The sequence below is a fragment of the Clostridia bacterium genome, assembly GCA_024653205.1.
Classification (GTDB): Bacteria; Bacillota; DSM-521; order Neomoorellales; family SLTJ01; genus JANLFO01.
Map to the genome: position 1 here is coordinate 1 of JANLFO010000026.1, position 21,034 is coordinate 21,034.

19 protein-coding genes are annotated in these 21,034 nt (G+C 60.3%); 17 read left to right on the forward strand and 2 right to left on the reverse strand.

Annotated features, from left to right (window positions below; translation table 11 throughout):
• The 4 genes from NUV99_10710 to NUV99_10725 all read left to right on the forward strand — a co-directional run.
• Positions 1-578: aldehyde ferredoxin oxidoreductase C-terminal domain-containing protein (locus tag NUV99_10710; protein ID MCR4420569.1), on the forward strand; the 578-nt coding region annotated here is incomplete at its 5' end.
• Positions 579-751: 173 nt separating this feature from the next.
• The gene (locus tag NUV99_10715; GenBank protein ID MCR4420570.1) at positions 752-1,999 is read left to right on the forward strand and encodes a lactate racemase domain-containing protein; all 1,248 of its coding nucleotides are present in this window, start codon (positions 752-754) and stop codon (positions 1,997-1,999) included.
• Between the two features lie 192 nt (positions 2,000-2,191).
• Complete coding sequence (locus tag NUV99_10720; protein ID MCR4420571.1) at positions 2,192-3,355, forward strand: 2-hydroxyacyl-CoA dehydratase family protein; 1,164 nt, start codon at positions 2,192-2,194, stop codon at positions 3,353-3,355.
• Positions 3,348-4,559, forward strand: coding sequence for a 2-hydroxyacyl-CoA dehydratase family protein (locus NUV99_10725; GenBank protein MCR4420572.1), 1,212 nt, complete (start codon positions 3,348-3,350; stop codon positions 4,557-4,559). Before NUV99_10720 ends, NUV99_10725 begins: the two co-directional genes overlap by 8 nt.
• Before the next feature lie 151 nt (positions 4,560-4,710).
• Here the strand turns inward: NUV99_10725 and NUV99_10730 are convergent, their stop codons facing one another.
• Entirely contained in the window at positions 4,711-5,601 is an 891-nt protein-coding gene (locus NUV99_10730; GenBank protein ID MCR4420573.1) for a LysR family transcriptional regulator, read from the reverse strand.
• Positions 5,602-5,857: 256 nt separating this feature from the next.
• Between NUV99_10730 and NUV99_10735 the strand changes: the two genes are divergently transcribed.
• The 7 genes from NUV99_10735 to NUV99_10765 all read left to right on the forward strand — a co-directional run bounded on the left by NUV99_10735 (position 5,858) and on the right by NUV99_10765 (position 12,623).
• A complete protein-coding gene (locus tag NUV99_10735; GenBank protein ID MCR4420574.1) occupies positions 5,858-7,192 on the forward strand; it encodes a hypothetical protein in 1,335 nt (444 codons plus the stop codon).
• Between the two features lie 51 nt (positions 7,193-7,243).
• A complete protein-coding gene (locus NUV99_10740) occupies positions 7,244-8,632 on the forward strand; it encodes an MmgE/PrpD family protein (GenBank protein ID MCR4420575.1) in 1,389 nt (462 codons plus the stop codon).
• 118 nt (positions 8,633-8,750) lie between these two features.
• Positions 8,751-9,179 carry a hypothetical protein gene (locus tag NUV99_10745; protein MCR4420576.1) on the forward strand — a complete coding sequence of 143 codons (429 nt, stop codon included), beginning with the start codon at positions 8,751-8,753 and terminating at the stop codon, positions 9,177-9,179.
• A gap of 115 nt (positions 9,180-9,294) precedes the next feature.
• Positions 9,295-10,410 (forward strand): TRAP transporter substrate-binding protein, encoded by a 1,116-nt coding sequence (locus tag NUV99_10750; GenBank protein ID MCR4420577.1) that lies wholly within the window; start codon positions 9,295-9,297, stop codon positions 10,408-10,410.
• A 157-nt stretch (positions 10,411-10,567) separates the two neighbouring features.
• Complete coding sequence (locus NUV99_10755; GenBank protein MCR4420578.1) at positions 10,568-11,059, forward strand: TRAP transporter small permease; 492 nt, start codon at positions 10,568-10,570, stop codon at positions 11,057-11,059.
• Entirely contained in the window at positions 11,052-12,359 is a 1,308-nt protein-coding gene (locus NUV99_10760) for a TRAP transporter large permease (GenBank protein ID MCR4420579.1), read from the forward strand. The genes NUV99_10755 and NUV99_10760 overlap by 8 nt, the downstream gene beginning before the upstream one ends.
• Positions 12,360-12,401: 42 nt before the next feature.
• On the forward strand, positions 12,402-12,623 hold the full coding sequence (locus NUV99_10765) for a hypothetical protein (protein ID MCR4420580.1): 222 nt from the start codon (positions 12,402-12,404) through the stop codon (positions 12,621-12,623).
• A gap of 51 nt (positions 12,624-12,674) precedes the next feature.
• Here NUV99_10765 and NUV99_10770 read toward each other — a convergent pair whose 3' ends face one another.
• A complete protein-coding gene (locus NUV99_10770; protein MCR4420581.1) occupies positions 12,675-13,571 on the reverse strand; it encodes a LysR family transcriptional regulator in 897 nt (298 codons plus the stop codon).
• A 158-nt stretch (positions 13,572-13,729) separates the two neighbouring features.
• Here NUV99_10770 and NUV99_10775 point away from each other — a divergent pair, with 158 nt between their 5' ends.
• From NUV99_10775 to dctP, 6 genes are all read left to right on the forward strand, one after another.
• A complete protein-coding gene (locus tag NUV99_10775; GenBank protein ID MCR4420582.1) occupies positions 13,730-14,839 on the forward strand; it encodes an alcohol dehydrogenase catalytic domain-containing protein in 1,110 nt (369 codons plus the stop codon).
• 60 nt (positions 14,840-14,899) lie between these two features.
• Positions 14,900-16,357, forward strand: a complete 1,458-nt coding sequence (glmL, locus tag NUV99_10780) for a methylaspartate mutase accessory protein GlmL (GenBank protein ID MCR4420583.1) — start codon at positions 14,900-14,902, stop codon at positions 16,355-16,357.
• A 110-nt stretch (positions 16,358-16,467) separates the two neighbouring features.
• On the forward strand, positions 16,468-17,853 hold the full coding sequence (locus tag NUV99_10785) for an MmgE/PrpD family protein (GenBank protein MCR4420584.1): 1,386 nt from the start codon (positions 16,468-16,470) through the stop codon (positions 17,851-17,853).
• Positions 17,854-17,896: 43 nt separating this feature from the next.
• Entirely contained in the window at positions 17,897-18,415 is a 519-nt protein-coding gene (locus NUV99_10790) for a TRAP transporter small permease (protein ID MCR4420585.1), read from the forward strand.
• The gene (locus tag NUV99_10795) at positions 18,412-19,710 is read left to right on the forward strand and encodes a TRAP transporter large permease (protein ID MCR4420586.1); all 1,299 of its coding nucleotides are present in this window, start codon (positions 18,412-18,414) and stop codon (positions 19,708-19,710) included. Before NUV99_10790 ends, NUV99_10795 begins: the two co-directional genes overlap by 4 nt.
• A gap of 158 nt (positions 19,711-19,868) precedes the next feature.
• Positions 19,869-20,963 carry a TRAP transporter substrate-binding protein DctP gene (gene dctP, locus NUV99_10800; protein ID MCR4420587.1) on the forward strand — a complete coding sequence of 365 codons (1,095 nt, stop codon included), beginning with the start codon at positions 19,869-19,871 and terminating at the stop codon, positions 20,961-20,963.
• Positions 20,964-21,034: the final 71 nt, after the last annotated feature.

Genomic DNA, 21,034 nt, shown 5'->3' on the forward strand with positions numbered 1-21,034 from the left:
TAGGCGGGCAGGAACTGCCGGCCCACGACCCCAAGTTCGGCTTCCACTGGGCCCTGGCCTACCGTCTGGACGCCACCCCGGGCCGGCACACCCAAGGGCCGGGCATGGCAATAGCCGGCATCCCCATACCGGAATACGACCGCCAATCCCAGTACAACCGCCAGCCCGGGCACATGCTGGGATGCTGCGTCACCCACGTCATCCAAAGCCTGGGCCTGTGCACCTTCGTCTACTGGGCCTATCCCCACGGCGAGGTGCTGCTGGAAGACGTCAAGGCGGTCACCGGCTGGGAGTTCACCTGGGAGGAAGTATTCACCACCGGCGAGCGCATAGCCGACATCCGGCATGCCTTCAACCTGCGCGAGGGCATAAATCCCAAGCAGTTCACCTTCCCGGGGCGCATAGCGGGAAGGCCGCCTAAAGAGGCCGGGCCCCTGAAGGGCATCACCCTGGACGAGGAGGCCATGGACCGGGAGTACTACCGGGCCATGCAGTGGGATCTCGAAACCGCCAGGCCCGCCAAGCAGAGACTGATCGAGCTGGGCCTGGAGGATGTGGCCCGGGACCTGTGGCCGTAGGCAGGAGCAGGTGCGGACGCTCCAGCTGAGGCAACCGGTGACCGGAACCGGCCTTCCGGGACCGGTCGCCGGGGCTTCCGGCCCTCAAATTCCCCAGCAAAAACCCAGGATTCTATGAGCGCGAGAGTTGGGGGGAGTTGGAGGCCAAATTATTGAGATAGGAGGTAAGGAGTTTGACGGCGAGCGGGAACTGGCAGAAAATCGGGCTGCCCCAGCTGGCCTGGCACGGGCCTCGGGAACTGGAGCTGACCCTGCCCGCCAGGTGGCGGGTAGACTACTTCCCCATGGCCGGGTCGGACCGGCCGGCCCTCGGTTCGGCGGATGTGGTTCGGGCCCTGGAGCACCCCATCGGCGTCGCACCCTTGCGCGAGGTGGCTCGGGACAAGCGAGAGGTGGTCGTCCTGGTGGATGACCTAACCCGGGTGACCCGGGCGGCGCAGGTAGTGCCGCATGTACTGCAGGAATTGGCCCTGGCCGGGGTTCCGGAGGAAGGAATACGTTTTGTCGTAGCCCTTGGCTGTCACGGAGCCCTGGATCGCCTGGGTATGGTAAAGAAACTGGGCGAAGACGTGGTGGCCCGCTACCCGGTGTTCAACCACAACCCGTTCGCCGGGTGCGTGGAGGTGGGAAAAACCTCGAGCGGCCTGGTGCTGGAGGTCAACGGCGAGGTAATGGCCTGCGATCTCAAGATCGGCATCGGGGCGGTAACCCCTCACGCCATGACCGGATTCGGCGGCGGTGGGAAGATTATTCTTCCGGGAGTAAGCTCTCTGCGGACCGCCACCGATTTTCACCGCCGGGAAAGAGAAGTGAGCGGTGGACAGTTAGGCCGTTTCACGGGAATCACGGAGAATAATCCCATGTTTCAGGACATCACCGAGGCGGCCAGGTTGGCCGGGCTGGATTTTAAGATCGACTGCCTGGTGAATACCTGGGGGGACATCGCCGCCCTCTATGCCGGGGAGCCGGTAGCCGCCCATTCGGTAGCAGTGGCCGATGCACGCCGGCACTACTGGACGCCCCGGGCCCGGGAGTACGACCTGGCCATTGCCAACACCTATGCCAAGGCCAGCGAGGCGGTGACCGGTCTCTGGCTGGCCTACCAGGCGGTAAAGCAGGGGGGAGAGGTAGTACTGATCGTCAATGCGCCCGAGGGGCAGGCGGTACACTACTTGATGGGCCCGTTCGGAAGACGCTCTTCCGGCGAACTACCGCTCCGGGTCTCCGTTCCCCCGGGAGTGCAAAGGTTGATAGTATTCACGGAGTATCCGGAGGCGGCAAGCAGGAGCTACTTTGCCCCGGACGAAAGGGTAGTCTTCGCCACCCGGTGGGACGAGGTATTGAGCCTGTTGGCGGCGCGGTTCGGAGAGGGGACGCGGGTGGCGGTCTATCCCAACGCCGACATCCAGTACTGTGCCTAGGAATCGGGCCGGGTCCCGATCCGGCATCCTCGCAGAAAACGCTCCGGCCGCCCTCACTGCTTGCCTGTCCGGCCTGCCGGAGGTACTCCCGTAGCAACAGCCGCGCCGGCTGACAGAGCGAGATCTGGAGTGAGAGCTAGATCGGTCCCGGCGGGTTGCACGTGGAAAGAGGACCGGGGGGAGGTCTATTCGGTGGAGGCACGAGTCATACTGGATTTGTTCTACGACATCGTTAAACACCCCTGGCAGGCAGCCAGGAACTGGAAAGGCAGGACCGGCGGGCTGGTGATAGGGTGGCTGCCGGCAGACGTTCCTGAGGAATTGATCATGGCCGCCGGCGCGCTGCCCGTGGGGATACTGGGCGGCGAGGGCCTCTTGAGCCGGGCCGATGCCCACCTGCCGGTTTGGGCCTGCTCCTTTGCCCGCAGCAGTCTCGAGCTCGGCCTGCGCGGAGAGCTGGATTTTCTGGACGGCCTCGTCATGCCCCTCACCTGCGACACCCTGCGGCTACTGGCCGGCATCTGGGAGCACTGCCTCCCCGAGTTACGGGTCCATCCCTACCTTATCGCCCACCAAGTGGACCGGCCCAGCGCCGGGAAGCTGGTGCGCGCGGAGATCTTACGGCTCAAAAGGGCTTTGGAGAAGCTTATCGGCAGAGAGATAACCGGCGAAACGCTCAAGGCCGCGATAGAACTGAACCGTAGCTGCAAACAGTGGTTAAAACGGTTCTACAACTGGCACCGCCTTCACCCCGAGGCCCTGTCCGGCGAGGACCTGTTCGTACTTTTGCGTGCCGCCACCCTGCTGCCTAAAGAGGACCTCCTGTCCGCACTCTCCGCCCTGGCGGGTGAACTGGGGTTGGAGCCGGGAAGCTCCCCCGAAACCTCAGGGGCGGTCGGTGCCGGCAAGCACCCGGTCTACCTCAGCGGCTCGGTGGCCGCGCCCCCTGGTATCTTCCGCCTGCTGGACGAGGCGGGGCTGGCCGTCGCGGGAGACGACCTGCACCACGGCGGGCGGTATCTGGTACCGGTTGGGGAAGGAAGCGACCCGATAGAGCAGCTCGCGGCCCGCCAGCTCGCTCTTCCCCCCACCGGGTATCTCAATTCTCCCCAGGCGGACCGGCCGGGCCGTCTGATCAAGGAGGTACGTCGGGCAGGTGCCCGGGGGGTAATCTTCCTCCACCTGCGGTTTTGCGAGCCGGAAAACTACGACTACTACCAGCTTAATCAGGCCCTGGAACGGGAAGGCATCCCTTCCCTGCGGGTAGAGACCGACTTTCAGGGCAGCTCCCTGGGGCAGATCAGGACGCGGCTGGAAGCCTTCGCCGAAATGCTGGGGGGTGGAATAGGTGCCTGAACGCCCGCCGCTGAAAAGCGTGACCCTGCTCAAGGAAATCATGGGCCGCTACTACGCCGGAGCCGAGGAGGCCAAAGCCTCCGGCAGGCCCGTAGTCTGGATGACCGCCGTCTCCCCGGTGGAAATCGTCGTGGCCATGGGTCTTTTCCCCTATTACCCGGAGAACTTCGGCACCCTGGTGGCCAGCAAAAAGCTCACCCACGAGTATTCTCACGAGGCGGAAGCGGCGGGTTTCTTCCCCGATCTTTGCGGCTACGCCCGCGCCGGGCTGGGGGACTGGCTGAGAGAAGAGCATCCGGCAGGCAGGCTCGTGCCGCCGGACGTGGTGGTATGCTGCAACGCCCAGTGCCACAGCCTGCCCAAGTGGTTTGAGGTGTCCGCGCGCTGGCATTCTGCCCCCTACTTCCTGCTCGACACCCCCCTCATCACCGAAGAAACCCAAAAGGAGGCCGTCGACTACTTTCACGAGCAGCTTCTGGAACTCATCCGGTTTCTGGAGGCCGCCACCGGCCGCAGGTTCTCCCTGAACCGGCTGGTAGAAACCATGGACCTGGCCAACCGGGCCTGCCGCCTCTGGAAAGAAATCCTGGAAATGGCGGCATTAAGGCCGGCTCCCTTCAGCTTCTTCGACGCCTGTATCCACATGGGCCCCATCGTCACCTGGCGGGGCAGGGAACTGGCAGTAGAGTACTACCGCCGCCTCAAGGCGGAACTGGAGGAATGTGTGGCCCGGGGTGAATACCCGGTACCGGAGGAAAAATACAGACTCTACTGGGACCACATCGTCATCTGGCCCCGGATACGGTGGCTTTCCGAGTTCTTCGCCCGGCACCAAGCCCTGGTAGCCTGCTCGCAATACACCCACGCCTGGGCGCGCGAATTCGACCTCACCCGGCCCCTGGAGAGCCTGGCCGAAACCTACGCCCGGGAATTCGTCAACCATAGCTTCGAGCGCCGTGTGGAATTCAAGCTGGCCCTCATGCGCCGCTTTCGCGTGGACGGCTTCATCCTCTTCTCCAACCGCAGCTGCAAGCCCTGCTCCCTGGGGCTATACGACAAGCGCCGGCTGCTCATGGAAAGGGCCGGCATCCCGGGTATCGTCCTGGAGACCGACATGGCCGACCTGAGGTACTTCAACGAAACCCAGGTGGCGGAAAGGCTGGAGATGCTCTTCGAGCAACTGGAAGGGGGGCAAAGAACGTGACCAGGAGCAAGTGGCTGCCGGTGGGTCCACGGTGTGGCCGTGCCCCGAGGGTGAGGTGGAGTCGCAGTCAAATGGGCGCGGTGCTACCAAGCGTTGTGGCCAAACTACCTTGTCTCCTTGGGTCCAACCGAGGGGGTAGCTTTTGGTTTAGTCAGTTCAGTAGGCGCTCCCGCAGGAATGTCGAAAAAGCGCGCACGTGCTCGCCTAGACGAGACCGCGTGCGCACCACCTTATAGGTAAGTGGTGGGAGAGGCTGGGGCAGGTTCAGCTCTATCAGGGCTCCGGCCTCCAGGTCTTCATGGACGGAAACTTGGTGGGTGATGCTTGCCACCGGGCCGGTGCGCACTGCCTTCCTTACCGCCTCCGGATGGTTGAGCTCTAACACGATATTGGGCTTGATCCCGAGTTTCCTTAGGTACGTGTCTATCGTCTTTCGGACCATAGATCCCTTGGGAGGTACAACCAGAGGCAAACAGTCCCGAAGGCTGGGCGGTCCAGCAGATGTTTTCAGTTCCGGATTTGCGACCGCTACCAAGGACTGGGTAAAACAGAACTCCTGAATTGCAGCAGGGCTAGGTATCTCAGAAGGTATCAGTGCTAGGTCGTAAACCTCAAACCCAAGAATGGCCGGTAGAGTCTGGTGGGGATTGGCGGTAATTGTAATCATGGTGCCGGGATCCTTGCTGCGAAACTCCTCCACCAGCGGGGGGAGAGTATAGATGCCCGTGGGGATATCACATATGAGTTGAAGCACTCGCCGTTTTGGATTGACATCCACCTTGAGAATGCTTAGCTCATCGAATAGCAGATCCAAGTTCTCAAAGATCTTCAAAGCAGCCTTATAGACTATTCTTCCCGCCTCTGTCGGCTCTACTGGGCCGAGTGCTGACTTCCTCTTCAGAAGAACACAGCCTAGTTCCCTTTCCAGCGCCTTTATTTGAGAGCTGATCGCAGGCTGGGACACTCTAAGACTCTCTGCGGCCCGCACAAAGCTCTTTTCTTCAATTACGCGACGCAGAATGGCCAGTTGGTGCAGGGTCATGGTAAGCTCCTATGCTGGGTGGAATTGATCCGATAAGGTGCTGCCTATTCGATGAATACGCAAAATTGTATTTGCCACCCCGATACCTTAATAATACACTTTGCTTTAGGAAGCAGTAAAGGCCCGGGCCGCCAAGAAGTATAGCTCGGCACTGGCAGACAGCGGGCATCTAGCCTGTGCCGTTGTTCTGCGGTGCATCGGTATGCGCGTAGTTGTAATGTGGTCCCTCTTACACCGGCGAAAGGAGGAGAGCGGCGTGACGGCAGACAAGCCATGGGATAACAGGCCGCAAAGGCTCGAAGAACTATTTGAGCGTTACCCGGATTATCCCAAGGGGGTAGTCATTAAGATAGCCACGATGATCTGGGGAACGCGTTTCTCACCCTCGTTGGCCGCCTCGGAGGTTCTGGATAATGTCAATACAGCGCGGTATTACATCTTTTCGATGGATATGGATAAACCCGAGGATATTCGGGAGCTGGGTCGGGTTCCAACGTACTACCGGCTAAAGAACATCGATAATCACAGGTACGGTCCCGTAGTGCACGTGCGACCGAACAATAAGAGCCCGTACTTCTTCGACATGGTTAACGGCAAGCTTATGCTTTGCGAGGAGTTTCCGGGTGATAAAGAGCCCAAGGCGATAGCCGAGGTTGAATTTGACCCCAAACCCGAGTTCAACAGTAAACTGGATTCTAATGGCAACCCCCTTACCGGTCTGGCTTCGTTGATTTTCTGGGGAGAGTTCTTTTACTGCGCGGTGCTGAGAGCCTGCCAATATTGGCAAGGCGGTCTGCAGTGTAAGTTTTGTGATCTGAATGCCGTACCCAGGGATCTTCGAAAACACGGGATAGAGCTGCCGGTAGTTAAGAGGCCTGAGGAGGTTATGGAGGCTCTTACTGCAGCTACCCAAGAGCCGAATACCAAGCTGCAGTACGTATTTCTTTCCGGCGGCGCTGTGGTCAAAGAGATTCAAGGAATGAACGGCTTCAGTTACTACATCAGATTCCCGGAGGCGATAAAGAATAAGTTCGGAAGGCGCTACACGATACACTTGCAGACGGTAGCGGCCACACGAGAGGTTTGTGCGCAGCTTCATAGCGCCGGTGTAGACGTTCACGAAGCCAACATAGAAGTATGGGATCCGGAGCTGTTCAAGTGGATTTGCCCGGCCAAGGACAAATATGTTGGCCGGGAGGAGTGGATCCGGCGCGTGATCGAATCGGTAGAAGTCTTTGGCGTGGGCAATGTGGTCCCAGTATTTGTGCAAGGAGTGGAAATGGCTCAGCCCTATGGGTTTAAGGATGTAGACGCGGCGGTGGAGTCAACCCTAAAGGGTTGGGATTACCTTATGGACTACGGCGTAACGCCGCGATTTGACATCTGGGTGCTTGAACCGGGTTCCGCCTTTTGGGAGAGTCAGCAAGAGTTTTATCCGCCGCCAATCGAATACTTCTTGAAAACGACAAAGGGCGCCTGGGAGTTGCAGAGAGCACACGGTCTGCCGACCGCCCACGGCTATCCCGGAGGCGGCGGTGGCTACGGGATCAACATGTTCGGTCAGACTGCCCAATGGGACTTCATCGACTAGGCCGGCCGACCTCCGCCTGCGAGTCGGCGTGAGGCAAGGAGGTGGTATTACGTGGCCGGTTTGAGCGACGGCGACGTCATTGATGCCCTAGTGGAGAACGTACTTCAGACCTCCTTCTCGTCTCTAGATAAGGCAACTGTAGACTGGGCGAAGGTTCGTATTGCGGACGTCATCGGGTGCATAGTAGGCGGTGCTAGGGCAGAAGGTAACCGGGAGTTGGCCCAACTACTTAGCCAATGGGGCGGCAGACAAGAAGCTACCATTCTGATCTACGGCGGGAAGGTGCCCACGCCTTCTGCTGCCATGGCCAATAGCGTAATGGCCCGGTCCTTTGACTTTGGTCCGGTAGAGCCGTTACTTGAAAACATTGGCATCCCCGGTCACTTAAGCGAGACCACTGTTCCCACGGCCCTGGCGGTGGGGGAATGGGTGCAGGCCGACGGCCGGGAAGTAATAACCTCGCTAGTGGTGGGCGAGGATCTCGCCTGTCGGGTACTGGTGGCCGGCGGCTACGACTTTGACCAGGGCTGGGACTGCATCGGCACGGTGAATGCTCTCGGGGCCACGGCCACAGCCGGCCGCTTGCTGGGGCTAAATGCGCGCCAGTTAAAGAACGCCCTGGGCATAGCCCTCAATCAGCTTGCCGGCAGCGTCCAGAACTACTGGGATGCGGCGATGAGCTTCAAACTGCTGCAAGGGCTCTCGGCGCGTAACGGCATCTTTTCCGCCGAACTGGCCAGAACCGGCTGGACCGGGCTCAAGAATGCGATAACGGGCCCGTACGGGTACTACGCGCTCTTCAACCGGGGGCGTGTGGATCGAGAACTTCTCCTAAGGAACCTGGGCCGCAACTTCTACACCGACTCGGTGATCAAGCCATACCCCTGCTGTCGCCTAACCCATGGGGCGGTTGACTGCGCACTAGACCTTGTAGACAAGTACGCGATTAGGCCCGAGCAAATAGAGAGGGTAGTCATACACCTCACCCGAAGGTGCGTCGAGTCCTTCGTCGCTCAGCCCTTTAGAGTGGGTCAGTCGGTGCATCCCAGCGCGATCTTTAGTTATCGGTATACCGTAGCCACGGCGCTGGCAAGGGGTCATGTCTGGCCGGAGGACTTCTTAGAGGAGGCGGTTTTCGATCCCAGGGTCAGGGCGGTGGCGGACGCCATCGTTCTTACGGAATCCCCTCGTGTACAGGGTCTGGGAGCCGAGGTAGAAGTCCAGCTTAGGGACGGTCGAACCCTGCGGGAGGCCACCCCCGTACCCAGGGGAGATAGGGTTGCCAGTCCGCTTTCTAGGGAGCAGATAGAGGCAAAGTTCATGCACAACTTCGCCTTTGGAGGACTGGATGCCGAGACGGCGCAAAGTGTCTTGAAACTCTGCGAGAACTTCGAGGAGCTCAACAGAGTAACGACCATCACGGAACTGCTCAACCGGTAGGGTCTGCCGTGGGCGGCGTGTTCGCCAAGACCAAAAGACTACAAACCGCGCTCAGGGTACAGAGGATGTGACGGATTGACAGAAAGTGGCGGCGGATGAAAAGGGGGAGGCCTACCACATGGAGCAAAGAAAATACGAGAAGCTTATTGTCTCGGGGATCAGGGAAGGGCTTGATCTTCCCTGGAAGGAAGTTGGTCCCAGGCGGCGCATTGCCTGGCTGGACGATAGCGTTATCGAGGGCTCATTCTACGTGGACTGTGCATGGTACTGCCCAGGTGAGTGGAAGGACGAACCCGCGGTTGACGCTCACACGCACTCCTTCGACGAGGTCATAGGTTTCTTTGGAACCGACCCAGAGAATCCCGAAGAGTTGGGGGGTGAGATAGAGCTGTGGCTGGGCGATGAAAAGTACGTGTTCACCAAGAGCTTCTTGGTCTATGTGCCCAAAGGGCTAAGCCACTGTCCGCTAATCGTACGAAAGGTATACCGGCCGATCTTTCATTTTACTACCGGGCCGGGCGGAAAGTACGACCGGCGCAGCACCTGAGCCGGGTTCTGGCGATGATTGCTGGCTGAGACGCTGGCGAAGACGGCTGTAGGCGTAGGGCCTATTCTGGTTTCGGGACGGAAAGTATAAGACTAACTTTTAAGGAGGGGCTAGTGTGAAAGCACGTACAGGCAAACCGATCAAAAAGATAATTGCGCTGATGGTTTGCGGGCTCGTAGCTTTCAGCCTGTTGGGCTGTTCGGGAGGGGGACAGGGGGGAGGATCGACCTCGGATAATAAGGGGGTGACGTCGGCCCCGCAGGAAACCATAGAATTAAATCTCAATCATCTGTGGGGAGAAACCGGGTGGCAGCACAATAACGTGTATTTGAAATGGAAACAAATGATTGAAGAGAAAACTGATGGACGGGTAAAGTTAACCATTTATCCGGCCAGCACTCTGGCCAAGGGCGGCGACATATTCGATGCGGTGAAGTCAGGCGCGATAGACATTGGCGTAGACTCTGGAGCCTACTATGCCGGACGCTTCCCTCTGTGGGAGGGGACGCAGCTACCGTTCCTAGGGGCCCAGTCTTCTCGGGCGGCCAGCCGGGCCTGGATGGACCTTTATGCCGAAATACCGGAGCTGCAGAAGGAGTACGCAGACGTACACGTACTGTGGATGTACTCTCAGGGGCCGGGGCAACTGGTTACCCGCAAGCCCGTGCATAAGATGGAGGACGTCAAGGGGCTGGTAGTCCGGGCGCCCGGCCGGCAGGGTGATTTTATCCGGTCGCTGGGAGCGTCCCTGGTAGACCTGCCTGGTGGAGAGTGCTACATGGCTCTAAGCAAGGGTACGGTTGATGCCACCGGCTTTCCCATGGAGGCGGTTATTACCTGGAAGTTGCAGGAGGTATGTAAGTACATCACCGTGGGCGACTTCTACGTACAATGGTTCTTCGTAATTATGAACAAGGACAAGTACGAAAGCCTCCCGGCGGACATCCGGCAGGCCATCGACGAGTGCAGCGGAGTCACGATGGCGGACCTGACGGGCAAGGCCTGGGACGATGCGGATAAAGCGGCGGCAGAAGCGGTTCAGGCGGCGGGTATGGAGATCATCCGCCTGAGCCCGGAGGAAAAAGCGCGGTGGGCCGAGGCCGTCAAGCCGATAACCGAACAATGGATAGCTGACATGGAAGCCAAGGGGCTTCCGGGCAAGACTTTTGTCGAACGTGCCAAGGAGTTGCTGGAGAAGTACAACCAAGAATTTGGCAGCTGGCACAGCTAGGAACCAAGGGCTCAGGGGCCCATTCTCACCGGTAGGTGGCCGGCCTGCGGACGTAACCGGGCTCCCAAGGGGCTGCCGCTAGGGAGCGCGGGGGCGGCTGCAGGCCGCCGCCCGTGGTACAGTGTCAGTTCTTCAACGACAGAGGATGGTGATAGGTGTGAGGCCTGTAGCCCGGTTAAGCAAGGCGTTTAACTACGTGAGTTGTGCTACCCTGTTCCTGATGGTGCTACTGGTTTTCGTAAACGTAGTTGGGCGCTACCTACTCAACCTTCCGGTACCGGGGGCGGTAGAACTCATACAACTAGGCATGGCGGTAGTAGTGGGCCTGGGTTTTGGCTACTGTGCGATAGAACACCGTAATGTCAGGGTAGATCTTCTCATGGAGCGTCTGCCGCGCCGGGTCCAGGAGGTAGTAGATAGCGTTACCTGCTGTCTGAGCATTGTTACTGCCTGCCTGCTGGCGTGGCAAATAGGTGTACAGGGATACGAACTCATACGAGCGGGAAGGGCGTCCGTTGAGTTGCACATTCCCTTTTATCCGTTCTATCTGATTCTAGCGGTGGGATGGGGCGTTCTTGCGGTAGCTCTTTTGGGAGATTTAGCCGGGCTTCTTGACGCTCTTAGAAAGCGGGGCGGAACGCATGAGTAGTGTGGACGTAGGTATACTGGGGCTGGTCATTCTATTCGTGCTGCTGCTTCTACGCATGCCGGTGGGGCTGGCCATGGGGTTGGTAGGGTTTGCGGGCTACGCCTACCTTACCAGCCTAAAGGGTGCGTACGGCGTACTCAAGACCGTTCCCTTTTCCAACGTGGCCAGCTACGATCTCAGCGTACTTCCCTTGTTCCTATTCATGGGCTCACTTGCCTACGTATCCGGGCTAAGCGAATCCCTGTACCGCGCCGCCTACAGGTGGATAGGGGGAGTGCGCGGCGGGCTGGCTATGGCCACCGTGCTTGGCTGTGCCGGTTTTTCCGCCCTATGCGGTTCTACCCTGGCTACGGCCAGCGCCATGGGCCGCATTGCCCTTCCGGAAATGAAGAAATACGGTTATCACCCGGGGCTGGCTACCGGAACGATTGCCGCCTCCGGCTCGTTGGGCATACTCATTCCGCCCAGCTCGATATTCATCATTTACGGCATGCTTACCGAGCAGTCCATAACCAAGCTGTTCATGGCTGGCGTGTTTCCCGGCATCCTTCTTAGCTTCCTATTCATGCTGCAAATCTACGCTCGGGTATCTATGAACCCCAAGCTCGGGCCGCCGGGGCCCAAGACCTCCTGGGCAGAAAAGGCGGACGCGATCAAAGATGCCGGAGCTTTGCTCGCCCTAGTAGTGATACTACTGTTGGGGCTTTACCTGGGCTGGTTCACGCCTACCGAGGCGGCCGGGATCGGGGCCTTTGGCGTACTGGTTTTTGGTCTAATCAAAAGAGGAGTTACCCGCCAGAACCTTCTGGAGGCCCTGGTAGATGCAACCCTGAGCACGGCCATGATCTTCGTGATCATTATAGGGGCCATGATCTTCAGCAACTTCTTGGCCGTCAGCAGGCTTCCCTCCGAACTGGCAGCCTTTGTGGGTGGCCTGCCGGCTTCGCGCTACGTAATCTTTCTGGGCATCATTATTGTCTACGTTATACTGGGCTGTATCATGGACAGCCTGGCCATGGTGTTGCTTACCGTACCCATCTTCTATCCCTTGGTTACCGCCCTCGGCTTCGACCCCATCTGGTTTGGCGTGGTGGTCGTTCTGGTAGCCGAGATGGGTGTGATCACACCACCGGTGGGGATGAACGTGTACGTTGTAAGGGGGATAGCGCAGGATGTGCCCATGGGAACCATCTTCTCCGGGGCGATGCCGTTCTTCGTGATGATGATAGTCTGTGTCATTCTGATAACCGTTTTCCCCCAGATTGCGCTCTTTCTGCCTGGTCTAATGGGCACCCAATAGGTCGAAGTGGTGCCGGAAGACGGAAGAGGGGATGGGGGTAGAATGGTATCCGGTGACAGTCTAGGGATAGGTCAGGCGCCGGTCCTTGGCCTGCCCAATGCCGCAGGGGATGTGCTCGTGGCATGGGGTGGCACCTACGGCTCCACCGAATCGGGACTGGTAACCCACTTCATCCCCGAGGAAGAGATGCCCCGCACCGCCACCGGCAAGATCCTGCACCGGGTCTTGAGGGAGCGCTACGGCAAATGGAGCGACGGGGCGTAGGTAGTGAGGCCGGACTTTTCAGCGGCGGCGCTAGTTCCGCCGGCCTCCAGATCACGCCCGGTCTTTTAGGTGCTCCTGCAGGAAGCTGGTGAAAGCCCGTACGTGTTCGCCCAGCCGGGACCGGGTGCGCACTACCTTGTAGGACAAGCGCGGCAGTGGGCGGGGCGGCACCAGCTCCACCAGTTTACCCGCATCCAGGTCTTCCTGTACCGATACCTTATGGGTGATGCAGGCAACGGGTCCGCTGCCAACCGCTTTCTTTGCTGCCTCCGGATGGTTGAGCTCCAGGACGATATTGGGCTTTATCTTCAGGCGTTTGAAGTACGCTTCCACACTTCGGCGCACTATTGAGTTGGCCGGAGGCAGCACCAAGGGGAGGCTCGCCCAATCGGAAGCTTGGGGGGACCCGGCCAACGCCGGATTGGCGACTATCGCCAGATCTTCGATAAAGGCAAACTCTTGGACGGCGGCAGGAGTGTTGACCTCCTGAGGCACTATGGCCAGGTCGTAGAGGTCCTGACGGAGCTTGGCAGTAATGGCCCGGTAATCGGTATTGACCGCAACTTTGACCATCACGTTGGCGAAGCGCCCGCGAAATTCACTCGCCAGCCTGGGCAAGATGTAAACACCCGTCGGCACGTCGCAAATGACCTGAACTTCACGGCAGGAAGGCATCTGGTTATCGTCCAGGTAGCGCAGCTCTCTCGTGAGATCCTCAAGCCCTTCCAGCACGCGGAGGGCCGCGCGGTAGGCTATTCGCCCCGCTTCTGTAGGCTCTACTATTCCCATGGACGGCTTTCTGCGCAGCAGAACATGGCCCAATTCGTTTTCGAGAGCCTTTACCTGGGCACTGATGGCCGGTTGTGAGACTCTTAAGACCTCGGCCGCTCTTACGAAGCTGCCTTCCTCAATTACGGTTCGCAGGATAATCAACTGATGAAGGGTCATCTTGTATGGCCCCCCAGCCATTATGGTTTGTGGCGGTATTTAAATATTAGTTTATTAAGGCAATCGAACAAATTGTATTTGCCTTGTTAATACCTATCTACTACACTACACCTTAGCGGGACTAAAGTAAAGTGGATTTTATCGAGGAGGCGAACGACATGAAAGCGGCCGTTTACTACGGGCCTGGGGACATTCGGATCGAAGAGGTCAAAACGCCCCAGGCGCCACCCGAGGGCGTTGTCCTGAAGGTGCACGCCTGCGGAGTGTGCAACGTCATGGACGTGGACGCCTGGATCAGGTGGCCCGTCGGCGGCCTGGGGGTAGGGTTTGCCCGGGGACACGAATGGGCCGGCGAAATTGTTGAGGTCGGTTCCAGGGTAACGGGTTTTGAGGTGGGTGACCGGATTTTCCAGAACCCGGTATTCCGGCCCTGCTATAAGTGCGAGTACTGCCGCATGGGGGATTATTGGCGGTGCGTAAGCTGGCGGGACGGGCTGGCCCAATACGGGGTTCACGGTGGTTTTGCCGAATACCTGCTCATACCGGTGGTCACCCAGGAAAGCGCGGCCAAGATGCCGAACGATGTGAGCTTCCGGGACCTGGCTCTGATCGAGCCCATCTATCTGGGTCTGGGTATCGGCAAGAAGGCCAGGCCGGGCGAGACCGTAGTGGTATTGGGCCAGGAGGTAATGGGGCTGGCAGTCCTGTGCAAGCTGCGCGAGATCGGCGCGCGCAAGGTGATCACTGCTGACGTGTCGGCTCGCTGCCGGGAAGCCTCGGCCGAACTGGGAGCAGATGTGGTTGTCGATCCGCTCAAGGAAGACGTGGTTCAGGCAGTAATGCGGGAGACCGGTGGCTGGGGAGCGGACGTGGTGATAGTCGTCGATACCCGGCCGGCAGCCTTGCTGGCGGCTATCGGCTCGGTTAAGCGGGCGGGACGGATCTGGCTGGCCGCGTATTACTATTCGCCCTTCCGGGTAAGCCCGGCGATCAAGCCCGACCCGACCTACACGCGCTGGATCGGACCGGAGGCCAGCTACACCGAACCGCCGGTGGCCTTCGATCCGGCGTTGCTGAGCATGCAGTGCGTCTGGAGCACCCTGGGACCGCGCGTACCTCGCTGGCTGGAGGCGGCCGAGCTTATTAAGTCGGGCAAGATCACGGCAGAAAAGCACGTGACCCACGTCTTCCCGCTGGACAGGATTAGGGAAGCCTTTGAGACGGCAGCCACTTCGCACGACGCCATCAAAGTCGTGGTGGAGATGTAGATTTAGAGGTCGTCCCGGTAGGGTCCGGAGTCGCGCCGGCTCCGGACCCGGCAGGGGGTAGTGCGAGCCAAAGTTTCCGAAGAATACGGGGGAAGAGCCTTGGACCTGGTTCTCACGGTCGATTTCGGCAGCACCTTTACCAAAGTGGTAGCGGTGGATCCGGCCCGGGGTGAGCTGGTGGGTTCCGCCCGGGCGCCCAGCACCGTGGGAACGGACATAATGGTGGGCCTGGAGAACGCCCTGGCAGAGCTGAAGCGGACCCTCAAGGTTAGGGAGCTGCCGTCTGCGAGGATACTGGCCTCAAGCAGTGCTGCCGGCGGCCTGCGGGTGGTGGTAGTAGGTCTGGTAAGCGAGCTTACCACTAAGGCGGCCAGGGAAGCGGCCCTGGGCGCCGGTGCCAAAATAGTGGGTCACTATTCCTATGGCTTGAGTCCTCAGGATGTGAACCACATAGAGGCGATCGGACCCGACCTCATTCTCCTGACAGGCGGCACGGATGGAGGAAACACGGAGGTAATACTTCGCAATGCTCAGGCACTTGCCGCTTCTAAACTCGACTGCCCTATAGTGGTGGCAGGTAACAAGATGGCTGCCGCAGAAGTCGAGGCCATCCTTCGGGAGTCAGGCAAGTACGTCTGGGCTACCGAGAACGTCCTCCCGGAACTGACGCGCCTGAACGTAGAACCGGCGCGTGCGGCCATCAGGGAGGTGTTCATGCGGCACATCATACGGGCGAAGGGTCTGGACAAGGCCCGGACGCTGGTTGAGGGGGAAATCATACCCACGCCTCTGGCGGTACTCCGGGCGGCGGCTTTGCTGGCCCGGGGCGCGGGAGGAGAGCCCGGATGGGGCGAATTGATGGTGGTGGACGTTGGCGGGGCCACCACCGACGTGTGCAGCCTTGCCCAGGGCAAACCCTCGGCTTCAGAAGTAGTGCCGAAAGGGTTGCCGGAACCTTACGAAAAGCGAACAGTAGAAGGTGACCTGGGAATACGTTACAATGCGCTGACCATTTTGGAAACGGCGGGAACCGAAGCCGTGCTGGACAAGATACGGTCTCTGGGTTTGGCCGGGCCGCGCTGCGAGGAGTTGGAGCGGGCGGTACGGTATCTGGGCGAGCATACGGAAGCGGTTCCGCAAAGCGAAAAGGAACACCTCATAGACCTGGGGCTGGCGGCCACGGCGGTTGACCTGGCCACGCAGCGCCATGCGGGGCGGATCGAAGAAATCTACTACCCTACGGGCAAGGTCAGAGTTCTATACGGCAAAGATCTTACCGGGGTACGGACAATCGTAGGCACGGGCGGGATCCTGGCGTTCGGTCGCTGGCCGGGCTGGGTGCTCAGGGCAGCGTGCTTCAGCCCCGCGTACCCGGAGTCGTTGCGACCCAAGGCACCAAGGCTGTACATAGACCGGCGTTATATCATGTTTGCCGTGGGGCTGCTCTCTGCCGTGGACGCCGCCGTGGCTCTGAGGCTGATGAAGCAGCACCTGCAGGAGGTAACGTTACCGGCCTGATGGGGTTCTCCCACCTGAGACTAGCAAGGCGGCCGGACCAGGAGATCCGGTGAGGTAGGCACGGTCAGCATTACGCAATGCTCTTTCGGTTATAAGGGGGCGCGCGAAGTATGGCTGAGGCGGGAAGCGTCATTGAGCTGCTGGTAGACAACATACTGGGGACGCGTTTTGAGGATCTTGATCCGGAAACCGTCCAGTGGGCCAAGATCCGGGTGGCCGATATCCTGGGATGCGTGGTGGCCGGAGCCAGGGCGCCGGGCAACGCCGAATTGGTGGAACTGGTGAAAGGCTGGGGGGGCAAAGAGGAGGCGTCTATCCTGGTTTACGGCGGCCGGGTGCCCGTTGCCAGCGCCGCCCTGGTAAACTGCGTGCTGGCCAGATCCCTGGACTTCGGCCCGGTACACCCGGTGGTAGAGGGCAGGGGCATACCGGGGCACATCAGCGAGACTACCATCCCTACGGCCCTGGCCCTGGCCGAGGCCGTGGGCGCAGACGGGAAAGAGTTCCTTGCCGCCCTGGCGGTCGGAGAGGACCTGGCCGCCCGGGTTCTGGCTGCCTCCGGCTTCCACCTGGGCCAGGGCTGGGACTGTATCGGCACGGTGAATACTCTGGCCGTGGTGGCCATGGCCGGGCGGCTGATGGGTCTGAACCGGGAGCAGCTTCGGAACGCCTTCGGGTTGGCGTTGAATCAGTTAGCGGGCAGTTTAGAAAACGTCTGGGATTCGGTCACTGCCTTCAAGCTGCTACAGGGACTGGCGGCCCGGGCCGGCATATTTTCGGCAGAATTGGCCGGGGCCGGATGGAAAGGGCCCAAGGACCCGCTCTTCGGCCGTTACGGGTACTTCAGCCTCTACACTTCGGGCTGCGTTGACCCCGGGGCGCTCACGAGGAATCTGGGCCGGAAGTTCTACACCGACTCCTGCATCAAGCCCTATCCCTGCTGTCGGGGTACCCACGCGGCCATAGACTGCGCTCTAGCTCTGGTCCAAAAGCATGGCATCAGGCCGGAAGAGATCGAGGCGGTAACCCTGTTGCTACCGCCCCAGGGGCTCGGGTCTTTTGTCGCGCGGCCCTTTGCCCTGGGTGAGTTTCCCCAGGCGGACGCGCTCTTCAGCTGCCGTTACACCGTGGCCGTGGCCCTTCTGCGCGGCAGCGTCGTCCCCGAGCACTTCGCTCCGGCGGCCATCGCCGACCCTCAGGTTGGCGCCCTGGCGACAGGGATGGAACTGGCGGCCCTGGAGGAAGGACGGCGGGCGGCTGCCGGGCTGCGGGTCAAGCTGAAGGACGGGCGGGAATACGTGGAGTACGCCGCCGTACCCCGTGGGGACCGCTTTTCCAATCCCCTGACCGAGACGGAGGTAAGGGAAAAGTTCAGCCAAAACCTCTCGTTTGGCGGGGCAGACCCGGCGAAGGGAGGGGAGATCTGGAGTGCGGTCCAGGCGATGGAACAGGTGTCGCAGGTAGCAGGGATCGTCGAAGCATTGGCCGTGGTGTAAAACGAAAAAGCGCAAGTGGCACCACTCCGGGGGAGGGAGATCGGTGACGGGCAACACTGAAGGGACGCCTGAAGCCCGGCAGAGAATGTCCTGGTTCGAGCAAGTCCTGTTTTACCCCAACGCCTTTGTGGTAGCGTGCCTGGTGGCCATGATGCTGATCACCAGCGTAGACGTCTTCCTGCGCTTCTGCTTTGATCGGCCCATTGTGGGAGTGGCGGAGATCATCATACCCCTGATGATCTGCGCCGGCTTCGGGGGCATGGCCTGGTGCGGCTGGCAGGACGGACACGTGAAGGTAGATCTGCTGGCGCAAAACCTGTCCAGAAAAGCACGGCTGGTCCTGCGCCTGCTGAACTACGTGGTAGTAGCCGTCCTGACCGCCATTATGGGAACCGAAACTATCGGGGAGGCCCTGGCCGTGCGCCGGATCGGCGTGGCTTCGGACCTCCTCCACATACCGGAGTATCCGTTCTATCTGGTGATAGCCGTCTGCTACCTCTTGCTGGCCGTGGCTACCGCGATCATGGCGGTGCAGACGGCCACGGGGAGGCGAGCGGTATGAGCCCGGAAATAATCGGCGCGATCGGCCTGGCCATCCTCCTGGTTCTGGTGTTTCTCCGGGTCTGGGTGGGGTTCGCCATGGCCGCGGTAGGCTTTCTGGGCCTGCTTTACTTCAACGGCTGGGGCAAGGCGGTGAGCGTGCTCACCACCGAGCCTCACGGCCAGGTGGCGAGTCTGACCTTCGTCACCGTGCCGCTCTTCATCCTCATGGGGGCGCTGGTTTCCAACACGGGACTGGCCAAAGACCTTTATGAAGCGGCCTGCCGCTGGATAGGAGGAGTGCGGGGCGGTTTGGCCGCGGCCACGGTGGCGGCTTGCGCTTTCTTCGCCGCCGTGTCCGGCTCCAGCATGGCCACCGCCGCTACCCTGGGCAAGGTAGCCTATCCGGAAATGAGACGTTACAAGTACAACGACCGCCTGGCCGCCGGAGCCTGCGCGGCCGGGGGAACGATCGGGATCCTCATACCGCCGAGCCTGGGGTTTATCGTGTACGGTCTCATTACCCAGCAGTCTATCGGCAGGCTGTTCCTCGCCGGGATAATCCCGGGCATACTGCAGGCCATATTCTATATGGTTACGATCACCCTGCTTTGCCGGCGCAATCCGGCCCTGGGGCCAGCGGTGCCGGAGATGGCCCGGGTCAGCTTCACGCGCAAGCTGTCCGCCATGGGCCTGGCCGGGCCGGTGCTCTTGATCTTCGTGGTAACCATCGGGGGCATTTACCTGGGCGTATTTACTCCCACCGAAGCGGGAGCCATAGGGGCCCTGGCCAGCCTGGTAGTGGGCCTGGCCGCGCGGCGTCTGGGCTGGCGGGAATTTCGGGGCGCAGCCATGGAAACCGCCCAGGCTACGGCCATGATCGTGGCCATGCTGGTAGGAGCTTTCATCTTCGCTCGCTTCCTGGCGGTGAGCAAGCTGCCCATAATGCTCAGCGAGGTGCTGCAGACCAGCCATCTGGGCACCGGGGGCTTCCTCGCCTTTGTAATCGTGCTCTGCCTCATACTCGGGTGCTTTTTCGACGTAAACGCGGCCATCATGCTCACCCTGCCCATCATCTATCCCTCGGTAGTAGCTCTGGGCATCGACCCCATCTGGTTCGGAGTGCTGGTGGTGAGGCTTAACGAGATCGGCCTAATTACTCCGCCCATCGGCATGAACTGTTTTGTGATCAGTGGCTCGCTGGGCGTGCCCACCAGTACGGTGTTTCGGGGCATATGGCCGTTCCTGATCGCGGATGCCTTTCACGTCGCCTTGCTGATAGCCGTGCCCGAACTATCCTTGTATCTGGCACGCTAGCCGATCGTTCTGGCGGGGCTGGCATACCCGGGAAGGAGGTGAGGGGCAGAGCGTTATCGGAGGGCGTGGGTGCATGACGAAGCCAAGACCGCGGAGTGGAAAAGGACAAAAACGCCTGGTTTTGCCGCACACTACCTCAAGGGGAGGAGGAAGACACCATGCAGAGGACGCTTTACGCGGTACTGGTGGCGGTTCTCAGCCTGGGCCTAGTTTTCGGCGGGTTGGCCGGTTGTGGTCGGTCGGGCTCGGAGGGTCAGCCGAGCGGAGGCCAGACCGGCGAGAGCTCCCAGCCGGTCATCGAGCTGAAGTATGCCGACTGGCACACTACCGCTATGAACCTGGGCAAGAAGAACGAGGAGACTATCAAGAAGCTGGAGGAGCGCAGCAACGGCCGCATCAAGGTGGTGCCGTATTTCGGCGAAACCCTTTTGAAGAGCAGCGATCTCTTCAGGGGAGTGGCTACGGGACAAGCGGATATCGCGCTCTACATGCACGGCCTCACTCCCGGTGTGCATGTGCTTAACGAGGTCTTCAAGCTGCCTCTGGGCTTCCGGAACCTGAAGCAGGCCCAAGAGGGCTACAACAAGATACTGGAGATGTTCCCCGAACTCCAGCAGGAGAACGAGAAGGCCGGGGTGCGCTGGCTGGCCATAAGGCCCATGCCGGCCTACAACGTGAACATGGTCGACAAGCTGGTGAGGGTTCCGGCGGACCTCAAGGGGAAGACGGTTAAGGCCGCGGCCATGTTTGCCCGGATCGTAGCCGGTGCGGGCGGAGGCGTGACCGATGTGCCGCCGGGCGACGTTTACAGCGCCGCGGAAAGAGGGGTAATCACCGGCCAGATTTGCCCGCCGATGGCGCTGACCGATTTCAAGACGGATGAGGTGTTCAAGTGCCATACCTTCCTCGAACCCAATTTTGCCGTGTACGGGCTGATGGGCTTTATCATCAACCTGGAGACCTGGAACAAGCTCTCTCCCGACTTGCAGCAACTGCTGGTGGAGGTTTTCCAGGAAGGTTGCGACGCTATCAACGACATGAATGTGCAGGAGATCCAGGACGTGAAGGCCAAGTGGGGCGGCGATCCCAACCGCAAGGTGGCGGAGATCACTCCTGAGGAAGCCAAGGTATGGGAAGAGGCCGCCCAGGACTACGTCGAGGAATGGATCAAGAACGCCGAGGCTAAGGGCTGGGACGCCCGGAAGGTATACGAAGGGGCGAGACAGGTAGCGGCGGAAATGAACAAGCAGTAACCCGGCCGAATACCTCAGGCGCCGGGGAGGGGGCACCCCATATTGCCCCCTCCCCCAAGCCGGGGCAGGGG

Bases quoted from the DNA above. Each gene is read 5' to 3' on its own strand.
- NUV99_10775 (MCR4420582.1), top strand. From the start codon at position 13,730: ATGAAAGCGGCCGTTTACTACGGGCCTGGGGACATTCGGATCGAAGAG.
- NUV99_10730 (MCR4420573.1), bottom strand. From the start codon at position 5,601: ATGACCCTGCACCAACTGGCCATTCTGCGTCGCGTAATTGAAGAAAAG.
- NUV99_10770 (MCR4420581.1), bottom strand. From the start codon at position 13,571: ATGACCCTTCATCAGTTGATTATCCTGCGAACCGTAATTGAGGAAGGC.
- NUV99_10785 (MCR4420584.1), top strand. From the start codon at position 16,468: ATGGCTGAGGCGGGAAGCGTCATTGAGCTGCTGGTAGACAACATACTG.
- NUV99_10795 (MCR4420586.1), top strand. From the start codon at position 18,412: ATGAGCCCGGAAATAATCGGCGCGATCGGCCTGGCCATCCTCCTGGTT.
- NUV99_10765 (MCR4420580.1), top strand. From the start codon at position 12,402: ATGGTATCCGGTGACAGTCTAGGGATAGGTCAGGCGCCGGTCCTTGGC.
- dctP (MCR4420587.1), top strand. From the start codon at position 19,869: ATGCAGAGGACGCTTTACGCGGTACTGGTGGCGGTTCTCAGCCTGGGC.
- NUV99_10745 (MCR4420576.1), top strand. From the start codon at position 8,751: ATGGAGCAAAGAAAATACGAGAAGCTTATTGTCTCGGGGATCAGGGAA.
- NUV99_10760 (MCR4420579.1), top strand. From the start codon at position 11,052: ATGAGTAGTGTGGACGTAGGTATACTGGGGCTGGTCATTCTATTCGTG.